The following is a 21,343-nucleotide window of genomic DNA, read 5'->3' on the forward strand; positions in this document are numbered from 1 at the left end:
GGGACGAAAGCTTTAGCGCTCCCGCGGTTCCACCCTACTTGGCTTTCAGGACGTTCGCCCCGAAAACCCGCTTTTCCACACGATCATAAACTCCGGAGTGCCCTTCATCGTGAACGTCCGACCGGGCTTTCACGCTCCCCGGCTCGCTGGTGTCTGACGACCGAACCCGATTACTTTCTCCATCATCGTTCAACTTTCATAATATCCTATCTTAGCAATTATGCGCTGCCGTGTCAACGTACAGTTAGCCCGGCTTACAGCGGTACGACACCGCTGCTGTTATCCGAGCTGCGGACGGCAGCAGGCTCCCGGAAAGCTTCGGCAAATAAATGCTTCTTGCGATGGCTGCGCCATCTGAAATAACACAAGAGGCCGCGAATATACTCGTCGCTTATCATGCCGACATAAATCCCGTACAGCCCCCAGTGCAGCGGAACCGCAAGTACATAGGAAACGCCGACCGCGATCAGCCACATGCTCGGCAGCGAATATTTCATCACTGTTCGGCTGTCGCCTACCGCGCCGAGCGATTGTCCGAGCGCCATGTTCAGCATTTTGCCGGGCTGCAGCGCCAGATTCAGCCATAGGAGCGAAACGGCCATATCGATGATCCACGGATCCTTGGTGAATGTGGATATGATGAAGGACCGGAACAGCAGCAGGATGCCTGTGTTCGCCAGCACTACAACGACGCCGAACCCGAGTGCCCGATACGCACCGTAGTAGGCTTGCCTTAGTTTCTTCGCGCCATACAAATGAGCGATTTGAATTTGCGCTGCAAGCGCCAGCGACCAGCCGAAGGTGAAGGCGAACGATTCCATCGTGTTCATGTACGTGCGCGCGGCAAGCGGCTGCTCGCCCATGGAGGCGATCATGCTGAAGATCACGACTTGCGAGAATGTCCAGGAGGCGCCGTTCACGCTGATCGGCCAGCCGATCCTCAGCACTTCTTTGAGAAGCTTTGCGTGGAAACGGCAGAATTCGCGAAGCAGTACCGGCACGCCGAAGGCATGGCGGAACAAATGCTGTTGGAAGCAGAACGCGACGGCTCTGCTGATGACCGTCGAGATCGCTACCCCCTTCAAGCCCCACTCAGGAAACCCGAACGCCCCGAAAATAAACGCATAATTGAGCACGACATGCAGCGCGTTCATGCCAAGCGCGATATACATCGGCGAGCGGGTATTCCCCGTATTTCTGACCGCTGTGCTCATGGACAAGTTCAAAGCGGTAATCATCATTCCGCCGCCAACGATAGACATGTATGTATGCGAAAGCTCCCTTAAGTTGTCCGGCACATGAAGCGCCTCGGCAAAGAAGGGCGTTCCATAGATGAGCAGCGCGCTGACGATCATCCCCAGCATGGCGGTGATCGATACGGACATGATGCCGATTTTGCGGGCTTCATCCGGCTTGCCGGCGCCGAGCTTCTGGGCGATCAGAATGCCGGCGCCGCTTGTGATCAGCGAAAATAAAATAATGACCGCGTTGAAAAACATATTCGAAATGCCGACGACTGCGACGGCATCGTCCGATATCCGGCTCACCATCAGCGTATCGGCCGTGCCCAGCATAAATTGCAGCATCATTTCAATCATGATCGGCCATGTCAGCGACCAGATTTTCGGCGTAGACTGCGGTGCCATTGTTACGGGTTCCTTCCCTTCTGCCTGATTATAGCGAATACCGGTCCATCTGATCCAAGAAGGAGCGCGATTTCAGCTGCAGCCCTAAATGCGTGTCCATCAAGGATCGCATGATATGCTTGAGCTGCTGCTTTGTTTCTTCCTTCACCGCGATCGATCCGAGACGGCGCATATCCAGCTGCCGGAACAGCCGCAGCAGCTTGAAGGCGCCTTCGCTCAGTTCGATGGCCGTCGAATCCTTATACCGGCATCTCCCGCATAAAATGCCGCCCCCTCTGACGCTGAGCGCCATGGAACCGCCTTCGTTGCCGCATGAGATGCAAGCATTGAAGTCAGGCGCGTATCCGGCTGCGACAAGGATTTTCATCTCGAAGAGCGCCAGCGTCACGGGCAGATCCTTCCCTTCGCTAAAGGCGGCCAAACATGCTTTAAGCTGCTCGTAGATAAACTGGCCCGCATCTTCTTCCTGCAGCGCCCTGTCTACCAATTCCGCCGCATAGGAAGAGTAGGCCGTTTTATCAAGCTGCTCACGCAAAAGATGGTGAGATTCAATAATCTCACCATGCGTTAACGTCCCGAGACCGCTGTTCCGGAAAAATAAATATTCCCCGTGCGTAAACAATTGCGCAAGCGACCCGTGGCGGCTTTTTACTTTTTTGGCGCCACGCACGACAATTCCTATTTTGCCGTGCGTATTTGTAAGCAGCGTAATAATCTTGTTGCCTTCCCCATAGTCCATGCTGCGTATTACAATGCCCTCGACTCGGTACTGCATCTTAGCCTCTCCCCTAACCTTAGCGAACTGCAAAGCTTATGTGCCGTCGTCCGCCTCGGGTATAGCTTCTCCCTCTTCTTCGCCGCTTGCAGCTTCTTTAACCGCTGCCCGCTCATCCATCTCCTTGTAAAGCATAAAAGCTTCCACATCCCCGGTCAGCGTAAAATACTTCCACGAAAAGTCTCGCATTCGTATTCATCCTTTCCGCGCTCAGAAATGTTGCTCACGGATTAGGATGCGATGAAGCGGCCCCCGCTATGCCAGACAAGTAAAGGAAAAAGAACAGCCGATCCGGGCGAGACTTAGGATATGCAGGACTAATCGTTTCTAAAGCCTAAATCCTTCAGCACTCGCTCCTGGTTGCGCCAATCTTTCTTCACTTTAACCCACAGCTCGAGGAATACGCGCGAGCCAAGCAGCGTTTCGATATCGCGGCGCGCTTCCTTCCCGACCTGCTTCAACAAGGCACCTTGCTTGCCGATGACGATGCCCTTCTGGGAATCGCGCTCCACATAAATCACGGCTCCGATGTACACGACGCCGTTCTCCTGTACGCGCATATCCTCGATGGCCACCGCAATCGAATGCGGCACCTCCTCGCGGGTCAGATGAAGAATCTTCTCGCGGACTAGCTCCGCGCAAACGAATTGCTCCGGATGATCGGTCACCTGATCGGCCGGGTAATACTGCGGTCCTTCCGGCAGATAGCCGCTAAGCACGTTCAGCAGCGTATTCACGTTGCTCCCTTGAAGGGCAGAAATCGGCACGACCTCCGCGAAATCGTAGAGCTCCTTGTATTGCACGATCATCGGCAGCAGCGCTTCCGGCTCGATTTTGTCAATCTTGTTCATGACAAGGAATACAGGCGTTTTCACTTTTTTGAGCGCTTCGATAATGAAACGGTCGCCGCCGCCAAGCCCCTCGGAAACGTCGATAAGAAACAGCGCCGCGTCTACCTCTCCCAGCGTGCCCACGGCGGATTTCACCATGACTTCGCCGAGCTTGGACGTCGGCTTATGGATGCCCGGCGTATCGAGAAACACAATCTGCGAGTTCTCCGTCGTGTAGACGCCGTGGATTTTGTTGCGCGTCGTCTGCGGTTTGTCCGACATAATCGCGATCTTTTGACCGATGACTTCGTTGATTAGGGTCGACTTGCCGACGTTAGGCCTGCCGACGATCGCGACAAACCCGGAGTGAAATTTCTGCTTGGATCCTTTCGATCCTGACGTTAATGAATTCATGTAGTGTTCCGATATCCCCTTCCAGGACGCAATGCATCCCTCTAAGCTTTCGTTAAATCATTCGACGAGAAGGCGCCCGGCAGCAGCTCCGCTACGGTCGATACGCGCCAGTCGCCCTTCATGTTGCTCATAATGACGGGCATGTCCGGCGGGCAAAGCTCAACGAGCACTTGCCGGCACACCCCGCACGGCGTAATCGGGCCGTCGGTATCGCCGACGACTGCGATCGCTTCGAAAGAACCCGCTTGATGCCCATCCGCTATGGCACGGAACAGCGCCGTCCGCTCCGCGCAATTCGTCGGTCCGTACGCGGCATTCTCCACGTTGCAGCCGTAATGTACGCCGCCTTCGCCATCCAGCAGCGCGGCTCCTACCTGAAAATTCGAATACGGGACATAGGCACGGCTTCGCGCTTCCACCGCTTGCTTCCGCAGCTGCTCCCATACAGGAGATAACTGTGTCGGGTTCGAAGTCATGGATGTTTGCTCCTTTGGAAGTCGATTTCATGAACATAAATGCGGAATAAACACAAACAGGCCGATGATGACGGCCCCAATCGCGGTAATCAGCACGCCCCCGGCTGCCGTATCCTTGGCTGCCTTGGCGAGCGGATGCTGCCCGGGGCTGACCAAGTCGACCACATGTTCGACGGCCGTATTCATCAGCTCTGCGGCAAGCACCGCCGTCTGTGCGGCGATGATTGCGATCCATTCCATGCGCGAGAGGCCAAGCAGCAGCCCGGCCGCATTCACAATAACCGAGCAGACCGCATGAATGCGCATGTTGGCTTGGCTCATCACAGCCGAAACGATGCCAGAGCCGGCATAAGAGAAGCTGCGGATTAGCCGTCGCATTAACGAGTTAATCCAAGCTGCTGGAGAACCGCTTCCTGCTTCTGTGTCATAACCGCTTCGCTCGCGTCGTCCTGATGGTCATACCCGATCAGGTGCAGAAAACCGTGCACGAACAGGAAGCCGAGCTCTCGCTCGAAGGAATGCCCGTACTCTTCGCTTTGTAGTTTGGCCCGTTCCGCGGAAATAATAATATCGCCTAGCATCCCTTCAAAAGGAACGGTCTCGCCTTCATCCTCAACCTCATAAATAATTTCAGGCTCTTCGTCCGTCTCCTCCTGCATCGCGAAGGAAAGCACGTCCGTCGGCCTGTCAATGCCGCGGTATTCGCGGTTCAATTGATGAATTTCCTCATCGTCCACGATCGTAAGCGCAACGTCGCCTTCCGTTAAGCCTTCCGCTTCGCCCGCCAACTGCAGCAGCTGCTCCAGCACGCCGTAGACCGATTCGGAGATTTCGATTTTGTCTTGATTGTTGCTCCATTCCAATTGCAAGCTCATGCCAGCCGCTCCTTTTGTTTAACGTCTTCCGGGTATTCGATGCGCGAGTGGAAAATGCCGATGACCGTCTCCTTCAGCGTTTGCGCGATCTTCTCCAGCTCCTTGAGCGTAATGTCGCATTCGTTGAATTGATCATCATCCAGCCGGCCTTTAATGATCTTATGAATCATGGTCTCCACCTGCTCGACCGTCGGGCTGCGCAGGCTCCTTACCGCCGCCTCCACGCAATCCGCGATGCCGACGATCGCCGCTTCCTTCGATTGCGCTTTCGGTCCCGGATACCTGAAGTCATCCTCGGTGAAATCCGGCTCGACGCCTGCTTCCTCCGCCAATTTGTAAGCTTTGTGGTAAAAATATTTCAAAAACGTCGTGCCGTGATGCTGCTCGGCAATGTCGCGGATCGGCTTCGGCAGCTTGTGGTTGCGCAGCATCTCCACGCCGTCGCGCGCATGCGCGATAATGATCGACTTGCTTAATTTCGGGTCGATCGAATCGTGCGGATTTTCATAGTTTGTCTGATTTTCGATAAAATAACTTGGCCGTTTCGTCTTCCCGATATCGTGATAGAACGATCCGACGCGGCAGAGCAGTCCGTTTGCCCCGACGGCCTCAGCCGCCGCTTCCGACAAATTGCCGACCATGACGCTGTGATGGTAGGTGCCCGGCGTTTCCGTCAGCAGCTTGCGCAGCAGCGGATGGTTCGGATTGGACAGCTCGACGAGCTTCAGCGCGGACAGAATGCCGAAGGTGACTTCAAAGAACGGCATCAGCCCGACGACCAGAATCGCCGTCAAAAGTCCGCTGGCAAACGCGAACGCGACCGTCATGATCATCTCCGATCTGTCCGGCAGCTCGCCCAGCAGCAGCATCGCAAGCACCGAAGCCGAGCCGAACAGGCTGACCATGATGCCCGCTTTCAGAATCGTGGAGCGCTGGCTCGCCCGATGGATGGCAAAAATCGCCGCGAACGAAACGACCGCCGTCGTAAACCCGAAGTTAAAATCGAACAGCCGGCCTGACTCCATATTAAAGATGACGCTGACGATGATCGCAAACAGGAACGAGCTGACGACGGCCAGCTGAATGTCAAGAAGCAGGACGATCAGCATCGCGCCCATCGCCGACGGCGCAAGATAACCTACGTATGGCATCTCCTGCGTCTGCGTCAGCTGCACGATATGCATCGCTAATATGTTCAGCAGGAAAATTAGCAGCAGCATCGACAGCTGCGTGTTGCTGTAGCGCGTATTCGAGCCTCCGCTAAAGCCGCCTGCCTTCTCCAGGTAACTGTAGATGACGATAACAAACAGGACGGACATAAGCAGCAACCCAAGCTGCGGCCAGTACGATTTTTTCGTCTGCAGGACGCCGATGGAAGAGAGCCGGTCGTAGAGCTCCTGCGAAATGATCTCTCCCTTATGGACGAGAATATCGCCTTGCTTCACTACGACGGGCGGCGTATTCTCTTTTGCCGCTACTTTCGCGTCATTGGTCGCCTGCTTGTCGAGGAATTTGTTCGGCATGATCGCGTACCGCGCCAGCTCCTGCACGATCTCCCTTGTCTTCCGCTCGGAGAGCGTGCTCGCGCTAACCAGCTCCGCTACCTTTGTTCGCGCCGTTTCCGCTTCGCGGAGCGACTCGCCCATCAGCTTACGGACGATCGATACGCCGACCTGATGCATTTCGTCTAATTGAGCCGGCGTTAAAGAAGGCAATTTATAATAGGTTTCCTCCGGTATCCGATAGGCCTGCGCCTTGACGACAGCCGCCATCTCTTCCAGCAGCGTATCGTTATAAGTGCCGTTTCCTCTGTTATTGGCGACAAACTGGTCCACGTAATCCGTATACAGCTGCGGAATTTCGTTCCGGTAGATGGAAACCTTATTTTCCAGCGTCACTTGGTCGTCTTGGTTCAGCTGCTCCATGCGCGCGAAAATCTGCTCCAGCAGCATTTCGCTGCGGAGCGCTACGATGGAGTAAATCGGCTCTACCCGATCGGCCGCAAGCTCCTGTGCTTGAAGCGTCGCTTTCTCGTCCTTGATATCAATCGGCGCTTCAATGTCGCGGTAGCTTGCTTTACCCAGCTCAATATCATAGGTTTCAGGGAGCAATCGAGGTGCAAGAGAGAAATAAAATAGCAAAACAAACAGAAGCAGCAGCACCCAGCGAACCGCTGCGCTGTGCTTCCATCCACTCCATCCGGATGACGACTTCGAATCATCCGGGTTGGCATGCTGATTCACCATAGTTGATATCCTCCTAGAACTGCACATCCCCCTAAGGATGCTTCCGCATCCCGCTGTATCCCCCAGGCCTGGGGGATCCCACAAGGACTTACGTCCGTTAACCCTATATGTACTGCGCCCGCCGCCTGGGCCTTCTAAGGCCTTCTTTGGCGGCGGGCCCGCTTTCGTCCGCTTGCGCGGACCTTATGTCTAACGCCCTGACTATTAGGTTGCGCCCTGCGCCTCTGCGTCTATATTATAAGCGGTAATGATTTTTTGGACGAGGGAATGGCGGACGACATCTTGTTCGGAGAACATGATGAAGCCGATTTCAGGGATACCCTGCAAAATGCGCTGCGCTTCAATCAAGCCTGAGCGTTTGCCGCGCGGCAAGTCGATTTGGGTGACGTCACCCGTAATGACCATCTTGGAGCCGAATCCAAGCCGCGTCAAAAACATCTTCATCTGCTCCGGCGTCGTATTCTGTGCTTCGTCCAAAATAATAAATGAATCCTCAAGCGTCCGTCCCCGCATATACGCGAGCGGTGCGACTTCGATCAGCCCGCGCTCAAACGCTTTCGTCGTTTGGTCGGGTCCAAGCACGTCATGCAGCGCATCATAGAGCGGCCGCAAGTACGGATCGACCTTCTCCTGCAGATCGCCGGGAAGGAACCCGAGATTCTCGCCTGCTTCCACGGCGGGGCGCGTCAGCACGATCCGCTTCACGGAGCCTTCCTTCAGCGCGGCAACGGCGAGTACGACGGCCAAGTACGTTTTGCCCGTTCCGGCCGGGCCAATGCCGAACACGATGTCCATCCGCTTGATCGTTTTGACATAGTGGCGCTGGCCAATCGTTTTTACCCGGATCGGCTTGCCCCTAAACGTCGTTGTAATCTCCGCCTTGAATAGATCCAGCAATTGATCGGCCTGCATCGTCTTCGACAAATCCAAGGCATAGACGATATCGCGCTCCGAAGGCGAATACCCGCCTCTAATCAGCTGCTGCAATACGGTATAAAGCTGCTCTAGCGAATCCACTTCGGCGCTCGGACCCGAAATGGCGATTTCCGCCTCGCGTGACATAATGTCCGCCGATGACTGCTGTTGGACTAACCGCAAATATTTATCCTGCGGGCCAAACAGGGCAAGACCTTCCGCCGCGTTCGCAAGTGGAATTCTGGCTACTTTGAATTCATTTTGCAAATATTCTCAATCCCCTTGCATCTGAACTAGCGGTCTCTCTTTCGCAATCGATTGATCCACCTCGAAAAGCACTTTCATATAAACTTTACCATTCTCCGCCTTTTCATGCAAAATGTTTTCCGCCAGCACCTCTGCATCGGGCCCTACCTTCGCGATCAAATCCGCTCTAGCCTGCTGGATTCCCTCCGCTTTTGCCTCTTCGACGCTAACGGTTTGACGCAACATTTGCACCTCCAAAATCGTTTCTTTGATTCTACCAAACGGCATCGAGAGCGTCCGCCAAGCCGCCTTCTCTTCCTCCTTGATGCTCTCGTACATGGCGAAAGGTATTTTGCCGAAGCCGCTCACTTTCATCGCTCGTCCGGCTAAGACGCCGTACCAGACGATCTTTTTCTCCCCGGTATATACTTTCATCGTCCGCTCAAGCGGCGAAACGATATCATATTCGTGCCATACGATACCTTTCACGACGCCCTTCGCCACAACGGGAGCGCTGTTGTTTTCGTCGCCGAGCAAGCCGGAAATGAGAATATCCCCTTGCTTGACCCGCATGTTGCGCTTCACGAGAGGCTTGCCGGTTTCCGCCAATATTTTCGTCACGACGGCATCGGTAGACGCGACCAAGTGGCGCGGATTCTGATTGACCTTTGGCTCCGGTATCGCCGTTTCCACGACCTGGATCGTGATGCGGGTTCCCCGCTTCTCGACGCCGACCCAAGCTGCACCGGGCAGCTTTTGGGCGAGCCGCTTGGACAAGACAGGCAGATCGTCAAGCCGGAACGACCACTGGAACGGGTACAGCCCCTCCTGCTTGGCCACCTGCAAAATCTGCTCCTCCGACAAGCGGTCGTTCCCTTTCACGTCGATGGACCAAATTAACGAGGACAGCAAGTACATCCCGACGAAGAAAAGGACGAGCCCCGCTGCAAAAAAAACACGCCTGCGCACGCGCTGCAGCCAGAAGGGGAGACCTTGGCGGGACGTAACGTGTATGCGACAGCCTGTCTCTTTTAGAAGCGGACGAAGCCGGAAAAAATCGCTGATGAGCAGATAGCAAACAAGCTCCTTCTCGCTCGTATGGCGGATCGACCATAATTGCAGCCCTTTTGCCAGGGCGCCGTTCACAAGCCTTTCTATGGCCCCGCCGCGAACCCGAACCGATACAAATCCGCGAAGCCATTGCAACCATGTCGCATTCATGACCCATGCCCCCTATTCATGTACTTCAATATGCTTAATGACCCCTTCTATGAACACTTCTTCCGTCCAAATCGTACGAATGACAAGATCGCTGCCCGTCACCTCGAGCTCCCCTTTGCTGAGCGCTAGCCTCAGCCTATCGGGAGAGAAGTGAAGCACGCCGCGATGGTTCTCGATATAAAGCTGGCGGTCGCCGATCATCGTTAAGCGGGGCAAATCCATGACGACATCCGGCGGCAGATCCAGCAGATCCGCGGCCATTTTGCGCAGTTTGCGGTTTAATCGGCGCATGCAGGCAGAGGCCCCCTTCCAGTACTGTACCAAAATATGCGCGAGCGGCTTGAAATATGAGGGAATGGACATGCCAGACGCCCCGTTAACGTAAAAAACGCCAGGGCTCTATCACCCTGACGTGAATGTTGCGATTATAAGTGCGTAAGACGGTATGACTATTTGCCTTCATCCATGCCTCAAGCTGGACTTTCGGACAACGAGCCTCGGAATCAGCTTCACTTCGCGGTCATCCACGGGAATGTCGTGGAGCCGGTTCATAAGTATTTGCGCGGCGTTGCGCCCGATCTCCTCCTGCATCAGCGCTACGGAGGTAAGCTTCGGATGAACGCGGGAGGCAATGTCGGTGTTGTCCATGCCGACGACCGCGATATCGCCAGGAATCGCGAGGCCTTCCTCCTCGCAAGCCTTCATGACGCCGAGCGCCATCAGATCGTTCGCCGCTACGATGGCTTGCGGACGGTCGGCGCGCTTAAGCAGCAGCTTTGCGGCCAAGTAGCCCCCGCTTTCCGTATAGTTCGATTCCATCGCGAGCGTCTCGTCGACCTCGATATTCGCATTCAGCAGCGCATCCCGGTAGCCGCAGTAGCGCTGAAAGCCGGTCTGCTCGTTCAGCTTACCGCCGATATATCCGATCCGTTCGATCCCCTGCTTGGCCAGATGCTCCGTGCCGAGCTTGATGCCGGTATACGTGTCGACATAGACATAATCGAACTTGTCTCCGCCGCCCGGCGAAATGTATTGATTCGTCAGCACTACCGGCGCCTGGAGCGCGTTAATCGCCTCGATATTTTCTTCGCAGAAGTGGAACGAAACCATGATCAGGCCGTCCGCGACCTTCTCCTTCACGTTTTGCACCGCCTTCAGCTCTTCCTTCAGGCTGTGCTTCGTATAGTAGAGAATGAGCAAATAACCGTACTCTTCCAGCACCTGATTGATGCCGTTGATCATATCGAAGTAGAACGGATTGCAAATATCGGGTACGGCGAAGATGATTTTGTTCGTCCGTCTCGTCTTGAGCATTTTGGCGGCGTGGTCCGGCGCATAATTGAGTGCTTTCGCGGCGCGCAAAATGCGTTCCTTCGTTTTTACGCCGCAATATCCATTTCCCGAAAGCGCTCTAGACACGGTGGAGGGCGAAACGCCAACCTGCTGAGCAATATGGTAGATTGTGCTTTTATCCATTTTGGCCTCCAGCCGAATATTTCCATTACTGTCATCGTATCATCAGTTCCGCTCTCGGGCAATCGCTGTCTGCAAATAAACAAGGCTTCAACTAGATTACGCGTGCGTCTGGACACCTCACAAAACAAAAAGCCCCCGTCGTCGCCGACAGGAGGCTTGCTGTTATAGCTTGCGCAGCGGCCGCTTGGAGCGCGGCGCCCCAAGCACTTCCGACATAATGAATGCACGCCGCAGATCCTCGCCTTTCGCCATGCGGAAGGCATTCCCCGTAATTTGCGTTTTTGCCGGCCGAACAGGAGAAGCAGCGGCGGCCTTACTCTTGACCGCTTCCCCTTCGATCGTTCGCTGCAGCAAATCAGGCTGTTCATATTCCTTGCTAATTCCCTCTTCGCTAGAGGTGTTGTAATGGGTATGGTAAACAGCTGGCCTAGGCGCCTGAACAGGCTCTTCAACAGGCCTATATTCTGCAGGCCGCCGCTTTGGCGGCTGTGGCGGCACGTTCGCAAGCGGACGCTGCATCGGGCGTTTGAGCGGTGGTTCACCGCCGAACGAAGGCATCCGATTGTTCGAATCGCCTGCTTTGTTTCTGGATTTGTTGATCAACGTTAACAAGAAACCGACCACAACGATGACGATATAGATGTTCGAGAACAGAAACTCAATCAGCTGTTTCAGACGCTCACCCCCTTCGGAATGTCAGTATCAAAGCCAATGTGGGCTGCGTTTAACGTTCTTCTTTGTCGGAGCCTTCCGTTTTGCCGATCGAGTTGCGCATGCTCGTGTCCGCTTCAATGTTCTTGAAGTTCATATAATCGAGCACGCCGATCTTGCCTTGCTTCAGCGCTTCCGCCATAGCGAGCGGAACCTGCGATTCCGATTCAACGACTTTCGCCCGCATCTCAACGACGCGCGCCTTCATTTCCTGCTCTTGCGCAACCGCCATCGCTCTGCGCTCCTCGGCCTTCGCCTGGGCGATCCGCTTATCGGCTTCCGCTTGCTCCGTTTGCAGATGCGCGCCAATGTTCTTGCCTACATCGACATCGGCGATGTCAATCGACAAAATTTCGAATGCCGTTCCGGCGTCAAGACCTTTGCCGAGGACGGTGCGCGAGATGAGATCCGGGTTCTCCAAAACGTCCTTATGGGAATCGGACGAACCGACTGTCGTTACAATGCCTTCGCCTACTCGCGCGATAATCGTCTCTTCGCCGGCGCCGCCGACCAGGCGGTCAATATTCGCGCGAACCGTAACCCTTGCCTTAACCTTCACTTCGATGCCGTTTTTCGCTACCGCAGCAACGATCGGCGTTTCGATAACGCGCGGATTAACGCTCATTTGTACGGCTTGGAGCACGTCGCGGCCCGCAAGGTCAATCGCCGCTGCGCGCTCGAACTCCAGCTCGATGTTCGCGCGCTGCGCTGCAATCAAGGAGTTGACGACGCGGTCTACGTTACCGCCCGCCAAGAAGTGGCTTTCGAGCTGATTGATTGTTAATCCAAGGCCCGCTTTCGTCGCCTTGATAAGCGGATTAACGATACGGCTCGGAACGACGCGGCGCAGCCGCATGGCAACGAGCGTAATGATGCCGACCCGAACGCCGGAAGCTAGCGCCGAAATCCACAGCATGATCGGGAAGAAGGTTAGAAATACGGACAATGCGATCACCGCCAGCACGGCGATCACGACGATCGTTACGGTTGGATCAAGTGTCATGGATATCCCTCCAAATAGTCAATGTTATTGCTGCTCTTCCTTCAACGCAACGACGACGCGCGCGCCTTCCACCTTGATGACGGTCACTTCCGCGCCTGCGGCGATGAACTCCCCGGAGGTAACGACATCCACCCGTGCATCTCCGAGCCGGATCGTTCCGGCCGGCCGAAGCGGCGTTAACGTCTTGCCGCTCAACCCGAGATAGGATGTTTTATTCGCGTTAGACACGTACCCTTCCGCGGTCGTCAACTGATCGCGCAGAATGAATCGGTTCCAGATGCCGCGATGCGCGAACCGTTTCGCGATGAGATACACGATGATCCCGGCCGCAATGACGGCGACCAGAAGCGATAATCCGGCTGATTTCGGATTCGGCGCCGCCATCAGCACGCTCGCGATCAGCGAGAGCGAGCCAAGAATGCCTAAGATGCCGAAGCTTGGAACAAAGAGCTCCGACACAAGAAGCAGGATGCCGATGATGAACAGGATGACATCCTCCAAGCCCGCGAATCCGGCAATATAGTGGCCGAAGAAATAAAGCGCGAACCCGATCACGCCGATGATGCCCGGCGCTCCGAATCCGGGGATCATCAGCTCGATCGCGATGCCGGCGATCCCGATAATGAGCAGCACCGTCATGACGATCGGCATCGTCAGAAACTGTGCGATATGCTCCATCACGCTGGCTTCAAAATGAACAATGTTCGGCTGCTGCAGATTCATCTTTGCGATCGCATCGTCAACCGAGCTTGCCGTAAATTCCGCATAGCCTACCTTCAAAGCATCTCCGGCGGATAACGTAAGAATATCTCCCTTCGCCTTCGTTCGGCCGAGCTCATCGAGCTTCAGCTCCAAATTCGGATTCACCATCGCCGCCGCGATGTTGGGATCGCGGTCGTTGAGCAATGCCGCCGCTTTCATCTCCTCGGTCCAGAACGAAATGGTCTTCGGATTCGTAATCAGCTCACCGGATCCATCCACGACTGCCGCCGCCCCGATCGTGCTGCCGGGCTGCATGATGATCTGATCCGCGTTAAGCGCGATGTATGTTCCGGCGGATACCGCCTTCCCTTGCACGAAAACAGTAGTCGGCACCTTGCTTCCCCGGACCATCTCTCCGATCTCGACAGCGCTGTCCAGACGCCCGCCGAGCGTGTTGAGCACGAGAAGCACTCGTTCGGCTTTCGCATCCTCGGCTTCGCGGTAGGCCCGCTCCAGCATCTTCTGCATGCCGGGCTCCACGGTCTGCTTGAATTCGATGACGTAAACGGTTGAACCCAAGGATTCGCCGCCGGCATTCCCTTCCGCAGCGAAGGCCGGAATCGCAGCTGCCAGCATGTAAATAAACGCAATGATAGCAGGCAGCACTAGTTTCAAACTCAAGCGCTTTGCTTGCTGCACGCCAGTCCCTCCTTTGTATCATAAACAAGCGATAACGATCACAATGAATGATACGGACTTGACATGAATTCGTTTCAACGATTAGTGGGCGGCTTCCTTAAGCCGAACGGACGTCCAGTCGGTTCGGTAGAACCGGACCATGACAGCGCAGCCGAATACGGTAAGGAATGCGTAGAGCGCCAGCCACGCTCCCATGCTGCCCCAATGAAACACGAAGATAAACAAGTACGCAAGCGGCACAAAAATAAACCAGCTGACGATAAAAGATACGCGAAGCAGGAAGGTCGTATCACCGATGCCCCGCAATCCGCCCGCATAGAAGTTCAGCAGTCCGTCGAAAATTTGCAGGAATGCCGAGATCTGAATCAGATAAGCCGCAAGCTTATAGACCTCTTCATCATTCGTGTAAAGAGCGGTAATCTGATGCGCGAAAATAAATTCAACCGTACCGAGCAAAATAAGAAAGATGGAACCTAATACCGCCGTATCGGTACCGACGCGCCGTCCAAGCATCGGCGTTCCTTTGCCGACATGCTGGCCGACAAGGATCGTCGCCGTGGAACCGAAGGCAAAAGCAGGCATGAAGCCGAAGGACATGACGCTGAGCGCCACTTCGTTGGCGGCAAGCGCCGAGTCGCCGAGCCTTGCGACGAATGCCGTGAAAATATACATGGAAATGCCGAGCGAAAATTCTTGAATGCCCAGCTTCCCGCTCTCGAGCGAGATCAGCTTCATTTCGTTCCATTGGAACGAGAAGGCGACCCTGCTGCGGGTCTGATACTTCTTATGCAGCACGACGAAGAAAATAAAGGCGCAAATGAGCGTTTGCAAACCTTCACCGACTAGTATGGCAAGTCCCGCACCCGTTAAACCGAGATTCGGGAAGCCCCAATGACCGAAGGTCAGCGTATAGGTAAGCAGAATGATCGGAACGTTCACGATAAGCGATACGACCATCGACAATTTGGTCGCGCCGATGCCTCGCAAGAAGCCATGGAATGCAAAGTTGATGATGCCGAACGACATCGCGTAGAAACGCAGCTCCAGGTAGAAAGTACCCTCATCGATTAACTGCTTGGAGCCGCCGGTCCACCGTAAAATATCATCGGCTCCTATCCATCCGACAACCGCGATTAACAGCGCAAAGATCAAGCACATGTACATGGCAATATACGTTCGCTGAATCCCTTTTCTCATGTCGTTCGCGCCATGATTTTGTGCAACCAGGTAGTTGACCGTATGCCCGATTCCGGAAAAAAGCGCGAACGCGTTGTACATAATAATGTTGGAAACGCCTACAATGGCAATAATGAGTGCCCCGAGTTGACCGACTAATATCAAATTGATCGTATTGGTCACCGTCATGCTTGAGAAGGAAACAAGCGACGGGATGGCGAGCAGCAAAATTTCTTTCCAGTTACGTAACATGCAGCGGTATGCCTCGTTTCTATAGGTTAGCCTATATTGTGGAGGATGTTGCTTAAATGGTCAATAGGTCATAGCTGGTCAACTGTGCCGAATCATTGAATGATCGGGCGCTCTCGCAAATAAAGGGACTGCACTGGAAGTCGATTGACTTTCAAGCAGCCCTTTAAGTTAATTTTGTATTAAGTTTTGACAACGACTTTCATTGTCCCGCTCATGGTGACGCCGGCATCATTCACTAATTCGCAGTAATACGTATAGGTGCCCGCAGCTCGCCCGCTTACTTTCGTAACCGCGCTCTGCGCGTTCGGAGTAGCGGCTTGAAGCTGCTGCGTATCGATGAGCTTACCATTCTCGTAAAGACGATATGCCGTTGCATTCGTTCCCCACCACATATTCATCGCGACTTTATATTGGCCGTCGCCATCCGCGTTATCGTTCGACAGAACGGCTTTCCCAGGGCTCGCGTCTTTGACGACCACAACCAGCGGGCTGCAGCTCGTCGTCCCATAGGGGTTCGACAGCTCGCATGTGTAGGTGTACGTCCCGTTTTTCTTCCCTGCAATCTCGGACGATGCCGTTTGCGCCGCAGTCGTCCCGTCAGTCAGCCGTTTCGTGCTGATCAGAATGCCATTCTCGTAGAGCTTGAACACGGTGCCGTTATTGCCGTTCCACATATTCATCGTTACCGTATAGCTGCCATCTTTCAATCCTGTATCGTGCCCGTTGTTATCCGATAGTACCGGTTTGCCAGGCACGTCATTGGAACGCAGTTCTTTGACCTCAAAAGACGCGGTCTTAGCGGTTATGTTGCCAGCGGCATCCGTTACGGCGTACCGCACGTCATGCGTACCGATGCCGAGCGCTTTGGAATCGATGGCTTGGTCAGAGTTGATCGGCTGATCGTCAAGCCATAGCTCCGAAGCAGCCACGCCGGAAAGCGCGTCCGCGCTCGTCAGCGAAAAGCTGAGCGGATCGCCTTGCGTGATGTCGCCCACCGAAAGTCCTGACATTAGCAGCTGCGCTGTTGGCGCGGTTTTGTCGATCTTAACCCGCAGCGTTTTCAAGGACTCCCGCTGCCCTGCCGAATCGATGGAGTAATAGCTGATCGTCGTGGTGCCTTCAGCCTGCACTGCGATAGGGGCAGCATAATCGGCGTATGCCGCTCCGTTTATTGCATATTTCGTCACAATGGCACCCGGATTGGCGGAAGCGGCGGTTAACGTCACCGCCGTATCTCCATTGATCCATCCGTCATCGTTTAGAGCTGCTGACAGTGAAGCCTGCGTGTTTGGAAGACCATAGGCATTCCAATTGTCTGGAAGCTCATCAAGCGTGATCACATAATCGCTGTTAAACACATGATCCAGGTGAGCAGCGCTGTTGTATTGGCCGTCACGGATAAAATCGCCGGTCCACGTGCTGAACCAGCTCCAGTGCGCTCCGAAGAGCTTGAGCAGATCCGGGTCCGGAATCGGACCGTTTTCCGGCATGGTCACAAGCTTTTTGTCATTGACCAGCTTGACCAAATCCTCATACTTGTTGCTGCTCGGACTATAGTCGCCTTCGGCATTATAGACATCCGTGCTTATGATATCGACCACATCGTCCCCCGGATACCACGCAGGCGAAGTGGAGTTCCAAATCCAGATTAAATTGTTCAAGCCGTTTACATTCGTCATGCGGTCGTACATCAGACGGTACAGCTGCTTCGCAGCTTCCGGTCCTTTCGCGCCCCACCAGAACCAGCCGCCCTCAGCTTCATGCAGCGGTCTCCAGAGAACCGGAATATTTCGGTCCTGCAGCCGTTTCAGCTGCGCCGAAATCGCGTCGATATCGCGCAGCAGCAGCTGATAATCTTCGGAATCCGGATGTTCTAGCGCATATTGCAGGTCAAAGGTTGTAAATTCGGTATAAAAGCCTCTCCACCATTCTTTGCCCGGCTCATTGTACAAGCCCTTGGGCGCATTCCAGTGCCAGCACAACGAAATGAGCCCGCCTCGTTCCGCCCATTCGATCATATCTTCGATTTCATGCGAATCTGCGCCGAATTCAACCCGCGACGGGGAGTAGTCCATCATATCGAAGGACACAAGAGCCGGATATTTGCCGGTTTGCTCGTAAATCCATTCGGCATCGGACAGCGTCTGCTGTCCCGCAATAATGCTTTTGCCGTATTGATCGACTAAGTAGTTGTGCAGCGCCCGAGCCTCAGGAATCGCATTCGGGTTGACCAGCGTTTTCGCAACCTGATGAGTCTTCGGAACAGCCGTTACCGGCGAAAACGAAACGTAATCCAGGTAGAACCAGCCCCAATATGGCTCGAACCGGATCGTGTTCGACCCTTTTTTGAGCAGCAGCTTGCCGGCGGACTTCTCTACAAAATTGCCCGACTCATCATTCAAAACAGCCTTTCCGCTTGGCTGCCCGTTAAGGAAAACATTCGTTTCCTTATACCCGAATGGAGCAGCATAACCGATTGCAAAATCATACAAACCGTCCGCAGCCGCCTCGTAGGTCAAGGTCAGTGCCCCGTCGCTCTTGAACCATGCATAGCCGGTTCCGGAATAACCGGACTTGCTTGATTGGATGGTAATGTCTTTATTTGGATCTCCTATTGCCGTAATCAGGCCGGATTCCGCTTCGACCCGGTCGGCCGGCGCTTTGTCAGATTCCAACCGGATATATTCAATACCGTAATATCCCCAGCCTCTTGCAAACGTAATCGTGTTCGATCCAGCCTGCAGCAGTATCTTGCCCGCAGCATATTCGCCGACGACCTCGCCTGCAGCCGGAGTCGGAAGCTTAGCGCTGCCGTTTGGACTGCCGTTCACCAGGATCGTCGTTTCTTTCTCCCCGTACGGCGCATAGTAACCGACCGCAAGCTTGTACAAGCCCTGATCCTTCACGCTGACGTTGAAGGTTGCCGTACCGTTATTCTCTCCGTAAAAGAAGGATATGTACCCTTGTCCCGCGTATTTGTCGTCTCCGCCTGCGGGCGCGGTTGTAAATGAAGGTCCGCTTCCGTCGAGGACTGCGTCTTTGGCCAGATAAACGCCGTCGGCCGGGGGCGGCGGAGCGATGACGCGTCCGGTGAATTCAATGTTATCCAGATAAAGAGGACCATTATAGACGAGGTCCATATTTTTGCCTAGTTGAATGACGAATTCGGATTGCAATGCATCCTGCGGGATCGGCACGCTCTTATGAATCTTCGCGTACGAGACGCCGTTTATCGTTTCAGCCGAAGCGGACGCAATATCGTGATTGCTGTAATTCAGCTCCTGCCATCCTCCGTTCAGCGCAGTGCTGAGCCCAAGGATGCCCGGGAACGATTGCGGGACATAAACGTCGTATTCCACTTTTTCATAAATGCCAAGGGCTCCGCCCGGATACACCCGAATCGCGGCGCTCTGCCATTGCGTTGCGTTCGAGTAGTGCGTATCCACCTTTAATGAATAACGGTTGCCGTTCGTGTTCAAATCTTCGCTGACGCCAATCGTGCCCAGCGCATCCCCCCAGCCCGCCTGCCATTCCATCACCGTGCCGTCTTCAAAGTCATAGACTTGATTTGGAGCTTGTTCAGCGCTTGCGATTGCAGCAAACGGAACTAACAAATAAGCTAAAAACACAAAACAAATCAAACTTTTCAACCAGCGCCTACTGCATACTTCCAATCCCATCAACCCCATCACTCCCATGATTAATATGATGATGACTGTAGAACAAGCTGCCTTTTCCATCATATAATAAAGCGCTTTCATCGGAAACGAGAGGAATAAAAATTTAGCAAAAATTTATCATATATTGAATTTTTGTTTGTTTTGTTATTGTTATTAGCATAACTTGTTTTGCGCGGTTCCAACGAGCGGATCGATTATCACACGGCGAACAACGAAAAAACACTCCCCTGACACGGGGAGTGTTTGGCTGTCAGCCTATGTTATTGCAGAAATTGCTGCACAAGTGAGTTTACTAGTTTACCATCAGCCCGCCCTTTTGTTTTTTGCAAAAGTGCGCTCATGACTTTCCCCATCTCGGCTTTGGAAGAAGCACCGGTTTCCTGGATGGTCTGCTGAACAATCAACTTGATCTCTTCTTCGGTCAGCTGCTGAGGCAGGTATACACTAATAATTTCAATTTCTGCTGCGACATCTTTCGCAAGATCGTCACGGCCGGCTTTCTCAAATTCTTGGAGGGAATCTTTACGTTGCTTGATCTCACGACTTAGGATATCAAGCACTTCAGAATCTTCGAGCGGACGTTTAAGCTCGATCTCTTGATTCTTGATGGATGAACGAATCATCCGAATCGTCGTTAGCTTGAACTTTTCCTGATTCTTCATCGCTTGCTTCATATCGTCGTTCAATCGTTCGCTAAGGTTCATTGTGGAAGGATCCTCCTAAAACTTTCTCTTGCGCGCAGCCTCGGACTTCAACTTACGCTTTACGCTAGGCTTCTCGTAATGCTTGCGTTTCTTCACCTCGGCCAATACGCCATCCTTTGCGATGGTACGTTTGAAGCGGCGGAGTGCAGCATCGATCGTCTCGTTTTTGCGAACTTTTGTTTCAGACACCAGTTTTCCCTCCCTCCGAATCAGACCGTCCAGTAAAAGTTAACACGGTTCATCAAATTTAATTATATGGTATAACGAAAGGCAGTGTCAACTTGAAAGGACATGCTATTTTTATGCACTTTAACCCAGCGGCTTCAGCTTCTCCCCGCCAAGCAGGTGGAAATGAAGGTGATACACGACTTGTCCGCCGTCGCTGTTGCAGTTGTTGACAAGTCTGTAGCCGGATTCCGCAACGCCCTGTTCCTTGGCGATTTGGCGGGCGACCGCAAAGATTTCCGCCATCACCGCGTCATCCTCGCCTGTCACGTCGTTCATCGTAGGAATGTGCTTCTTCGGAATGATCAGCGTATGTACGGGGGCTTGCGGCTGTATGTCGTGAAATGCGAGTATGCGCTCATTCTCGAACACTTTTTTGGAAGGAATCGTTCCTTCTATGATTTTGCAAAAAATACAATCCATGCCCTGTCCTCCTCACGAAAAATTAAACATTCTTCCGTCCATCATAACGAAAATCGCAGGGCAAGTCCAATGCGAACAGCCAGCGCCCCGTAGAACGCCGGCATAACGCAGACATCCGTCCTTGCTTCGTTTGATCAATAGAACGGCAGCACCGACAAGCCCAGCAGCGAACCGAGCGGGAAAACTTGCCGGATGAAGCGGCGGCGCGGATAGAACGGATAAGGATAAATCGGCGGATACGGGAAAAAGCCGCCATGCGGGAAAAACGCGCGGTCCATGTGGCCGCAATATGGAACGGCGATACAGACGCACTCATCGTCGAGATGCTCGACGATGCCATCGCAGCACCAGCCGTCATGCGTTTGCACGAGCACGTAGCGGTGCATGTGATCATGGCACATTTTTTTCATTTCATGTTTATCGACCGGTTTATTCTCATGCTTCGCCGGCATCATCATGGTCGGCAGCTTAGGCATCGGCTGGTTAGGCATCTTCTGGTTAGGCATCGGCTGGTTAGGCATCGGCTGGTTAGGCATCTTCTGGTTTGGCATGGGTTGGTTAGGCATAGACTTGTTAGCCTTCTCGACCGGCGAGGTGGAAACCTTCTTTTCCATGCAGATCATGACCTCCTTCATTCTCCTTCCATGA

The 21,343-nt window shown here is 53.9% G+C and carries 21 protein-coding genes; all 21 read right to left on the bottom strand.

The window, feature by feature from the left end; translation table 11 throughout:
- Positions 1 to 254: 254 nt before the first annotated feature.
- Positions 255 to 1,646, bottom strand: coding sequence for an MATE family efflux transporter (locus DL346_RS15220; RefSeq protein WP_112882912.1), 1,392 nt, complete (start codon positions 1,644 to 1,646; stop codon positions 255 to 257).
- A 28-nt stretch (positions 1,647 to 1,674) separates the two neighbouring features.
- The gene (gene recO / locus DL346_RS15225) at positions 1,675 to 2,421 is read right to left on the bottom strand and encodes a DNA repair protein RecO (RefSeq protein ID WP_112882913.1); all 747 of its coding nucleotides are present in this window, start codon (positions 2,419 to 2,421) and stop codon (positions 1,675 to 1,677) included.
- 36 nt (positions 2,422 to 2,457) lie between these two features.
- Entirely contained in the window at positions 2,458 to 2,610 is a 153-nt protein-coding gene (locus DL346_RS15230) for a YqzL family protein (protein WP_112882914.1), read from the bottom strand.
- A 128-nt stretch (positions 2,611 to 2,738) separates the two neighbouring features.
- Positions 2,739 to 3,665, bottom strand: coding sequence for a GTPase Era (gene era / locus DL346_RS15235; RefSeq protein ID WP_112882915.1), 927 nt, complete (start codon positions 3,663 to 3,665; stop codon positions 2,739 to 2,741).
- Positions 3,666 to 3,706: 41 nt separating this feature from the next.
- The gene (gene cdd / locus DL346_RS15240) at positions 3,707 to 4,141 is read right to left on the bottom strand and encodes a cytidine deaminase (protein ID WP_112882916.1); all 435 of its coding nucleotides are present in this window, start codon (positions 4,139 to 4,141) and stop codon (positions 3,707 to 3,709) included.
- Between the two features lie 27 nt (positions 4,142 to 4,168).
- Positions 4,169 to 4,519, bottom strand: coding sequence for a diacylglycerol kinase family protein (locus DL346_RS15245; protein ID WP_112882917.1), 351 nt, complete (start codon positions 4,517 to 4,519; stop codon positions 4,169 to 4,171).
- Complete coding sequence (gene ybeY, locus DL346_RS15250) at positions 4,519 to 5,016, bottom strand: rRNA maturation RNase YbeY (protein ID WP_112882918.1); 498 nt, start codon at positions 5,014 to 5,016, stop codon at positions 4,519 to 4,521. Before ybeY ends, DL346_RS15245 begins: the two co-directional genes overlap by 1 nt.
- On the bottom strand, positions 5,013 to 7,262 hold the full coding sequence (locus tag DL346_RS15255) for an HD family phosphohydrolase (protein ID WP_112882919.1): 2,250 nt from the start codon (positions 7,260 to 7,262) through the stop codon (positions 5,013 to 5,015). The genes ybeY and DL346_RS15255 overlap by 4 nt, the downstream gene beginning before the upstream one ends.
- 204 nt (positions 7,263 to 7,466) lie before the next feature.
- Entirely contained in the window at positions 7,467 to 8,444 is a 978-nt protein-coding gene (locus DL346_RS15260; RefSeq protein WP_112882920.1) for a PhoH family protein, read from the bottom strand.
- Positions 8,445 to 8,450: 6 nt separating this feature from the next.
- Complete coding sequence (gene yqfD, locus DL346_RS15265; RefSeq protein WP_112882921.1) at positions 8,451 to 9,644, bottom strand: sporulation protein YqfD; 1,194 nt, start codon at positions 9,642 to 9,644, stop codon at positions 8,451 to 8,453.
- 12 nt (positions 9,645 to 9,656) lie between these two features.
- The gene (yqfC, locus tag DL346_RS15270) at positions 9,657 to 9,935 is read right to left on the bottom strand and encodes a sporulation protein YqfC (protein WP_112882922.1); all 279 of its coding nucleotides are present in this window, start codon (positions 9,933 to 9,935) and stop codon (positions 9,657 to 9,659) included.
- Between the two features lie 168 nt (positions 9,936 to 10,103).
- Positions 10,104 to 11,120: a LacI family DNA-binding transcriptional regulator gene (locus tag DL346_RS15275; protein ID WP_112882923.1), complete on the bottom strand. Its 1,017-nt coding sequence runs from the start codon at positions 11,118 to 11,120 to the stop codon at positions 10,104 to 10,106.
- 162 nt (positions 11,121 to 11,282) lie between these two features.
- Positions 11,283 to 11,732, bottom strand: a complete 450-nt coding sequence (locus DL346_RS15280; RefSeq protein ID WP_112882924.1) for a hypothetical protein — start codon at positions 11,730 to 11,732, stop codon at positions 11,283 to 11,285.
- Positions 11,733 to 11,844: 112 nt separating this feature from the next.
- Positions 11,845 to 12,834, bottom strand: a complete 990-nt coding sequence (gene floA, locus DL346_RS15285; RefSeq protein WP_112882925.1) for a flotillin-like protein FloA — start codon at positions 12,832 to 12,834, stop codon at positions 11,845 to 11,847.
- A 24-nt stretch (positions 12,835 to 12,858) separates the two neighbouring features.
- Positions 12,859 to 14,235, bottom strand: coding sequence for an NfeD family protein (locus tag DL346_RS15290; RefSeq protein ID WP_240633178.1), 1,377 nt, complete (start codon positions 14,233 to 14,235; stop codon positions 12,859 to 12,861).
- An 81-nt stretch (positions 14,236 to 14,316) separates the two neighbouring features.
- Positions 14,317 to 15,663: an MATE family efflux transporter gene (locus tag DL346_RS15295; protein ID WP_112882926.1), complete on the bottom strand. Its 1,347-nt coding sequence runs from the start codon at positions 15,661 to 15,663 to the stop codon at positions 14,317 to 14,319.
- 179 nt (positions 15,664 to 15,842) lie between these two features.
- Complete coding sequence (locus tag DL346_RS29490) at positions 15,843 to 19,313, bottom strand: glycosyl hydrolase (RefSeq protein WP_240633179.1); 3,471 nt, start codon at positions 19,311 to 19,313, stop codon at positions 15,843 to 15,845.
- A 290-nt stretch (positions 19,314 to 19,603) separates the two neighbouring features.
- Positions 19,604 to 20,047, bottom strand: coding sequence for a GatB/YqeY domain-containing protein (locus tag DL346_RS15305; RefSeq protein ID WP_112882928.1), 444 nt, complete (start codon positions 20,045 to 20,047; stop codon positions 19,604 to 19,606).
- Positions 20,048 to 20,062: 15 nt separating this feature from the next.
- The gene (rpsU, locus tag DL346_RS15310; protein WP_090573672.1) at positions 20,063 to 20,236 is read right to left on the bottom strand and encodes a 30S ribosomal protein S21; all 174 of its coding nucleotides are present in this window, start codon (positions 20,234 to 20,236) and stop codon (positions 20,063 to 20,065) included.
- 120 nt (positions 20,237 to 20,356) lie between these two features.
- Positions 20,357 to 20,695, bottom strand: coding sequence for a histidine triad nucleotide-binding protein (locus DL346_RS15315; protein WP_112882929.1), 339 nt, complete (start codon positions 20,693 to 20,695; stop codon positions 20,357 to 20,359).
- Between the two features lie 134 nt (positions 20,696 to 20,829).
- A complete protein-coding gene (locus DL346_RS15320) occupies positions 20,830 to 21,309 on the bottom strand; it encodes a hypothetical protein (RefSeq protein WP_240633180.1) in 480 nt (159 codons plus the stop codon).
- Positions 21,310 to 21,343: the final 34 nt, after the last annotated feature.

This window comes from Paenibacillus montanisoli, assembly GCF_003268025.1.
In the GTDB taxonomy this organism is placed as follows: Bacteria; Bacillota; Bacilli; order Paenibacillales; family Paenibacillaceae; genus Paenibacillus_Z; species Paenibacillus_Z montanisoli.

Bases quoted from the DNA above. Each gene is read 5' to 3' on its own strand.
- DL346_RS15220 (WP_112882912.1), bottom strand. From the start codon at position 1,646: ATGGCACCGCAGTCTACGCCGAAAATCTGGTCGCTGACATGGCCGATC.
- recO (WP_112882913.1), bottom strand. From the start codon at position 2,421: ATGCAGTACCGAGTCGAGGGCATTGTAATACGCAGCATGGACTATGGG.
- DL346_RS15230 (WP_112882914.1), bottom strand. From the start codon at position 2,610: ATGCGAGACTTTTCGTGGAAGTATTTTACGCTGACCGGGGATGTGGAA.
- era (WP_112882915.1), bottom strand. From the start codon at position 3,665: ATGAATTCATTAACGTCAGGATCGAAAGGATCCAAGCAGAAATTTCAC.
- cdd (WP_112882916.1), bottom strand. From the start codon at position 4,141: ATGACTTCGAACCCGACACAGTTATCTCCTGTATGGGAGCAGCTGCGG.
- DL346_RS15245 (WP_112882917.1), bottom strand. From the start codon at position 4,519: ATGCGACGGCTAATCCGCAGCTTCTCTTATGCCGGCTCTGGCATCGTT.
- ybeY (WP_112882918.1), bottom strand. From the start codon at position 5,016: ATGAGCTTGCAATTGGAATGGAGCAACAATCAAGACAAAATCGAAATC.
- DL346_RS15255 (WP_112882919.1), bottom strand. From the start codon at position 7,262: ATGGTGAATCAGCATGCCAACCCGGATGATTCGAAGTCGTCATCCGGA.
- yqfD (WP_112882921.1), bottom strand. From the start codon at position 9,644: ATGAATGCGACATGGTTGCAATGGCTTCGCGGATTTGTATCGGTTCGG.
- yqfC (WP_112882922.1), bottom strand. From the start codon at position 9,935: ATGCGCCGATTAAACCGCAAACTGCGCAAAATGGCCGCGGATCTGCTG.
- DL346_RS15275 (WP_112882923.1), bottom strand. From the start codon at position 11,120: ATGGATAAAAGCACAATCTACCATATTGCTCAGCAGGTTGGCGTTTCG.
- floA (WP_112882925.1), bottom strand. From the start codon at position 12,834: ATGACACTTGATCCAACCGTAACGATCGTCGTGATCGCCGTGCTGGCG.
- DL346_RS15295 (WP_112882926.1), bottom strand. From the start codon at position 15,663: ATGTTACGTAACTGGAAAGAAATTTTGCTGCTCGCCATCCCGTCGCTT.
- DL346_RS15305 (WP_112882928.1), bottom strand. From the start codon at position 20,047: ATGAACCTTAGCGAACGATTGAACGACGATATGAAGCAAGCGATGAAG.
- DL346_RS15315 (WP_112882929.1), bottom strand. From the start codon at position 20,695: ATGGATTGTATTTTTTGCAAAATCATAGAAGGAACGATTCCTTCCAAA.
- DL346_RS15320 (WP_240633180.1), bottom strand. From the start codon at position 21,309: ATGGAAAAGAAGGTTTCCACCTCGCCGGTCGAGAAGGCTAACAAGTCT.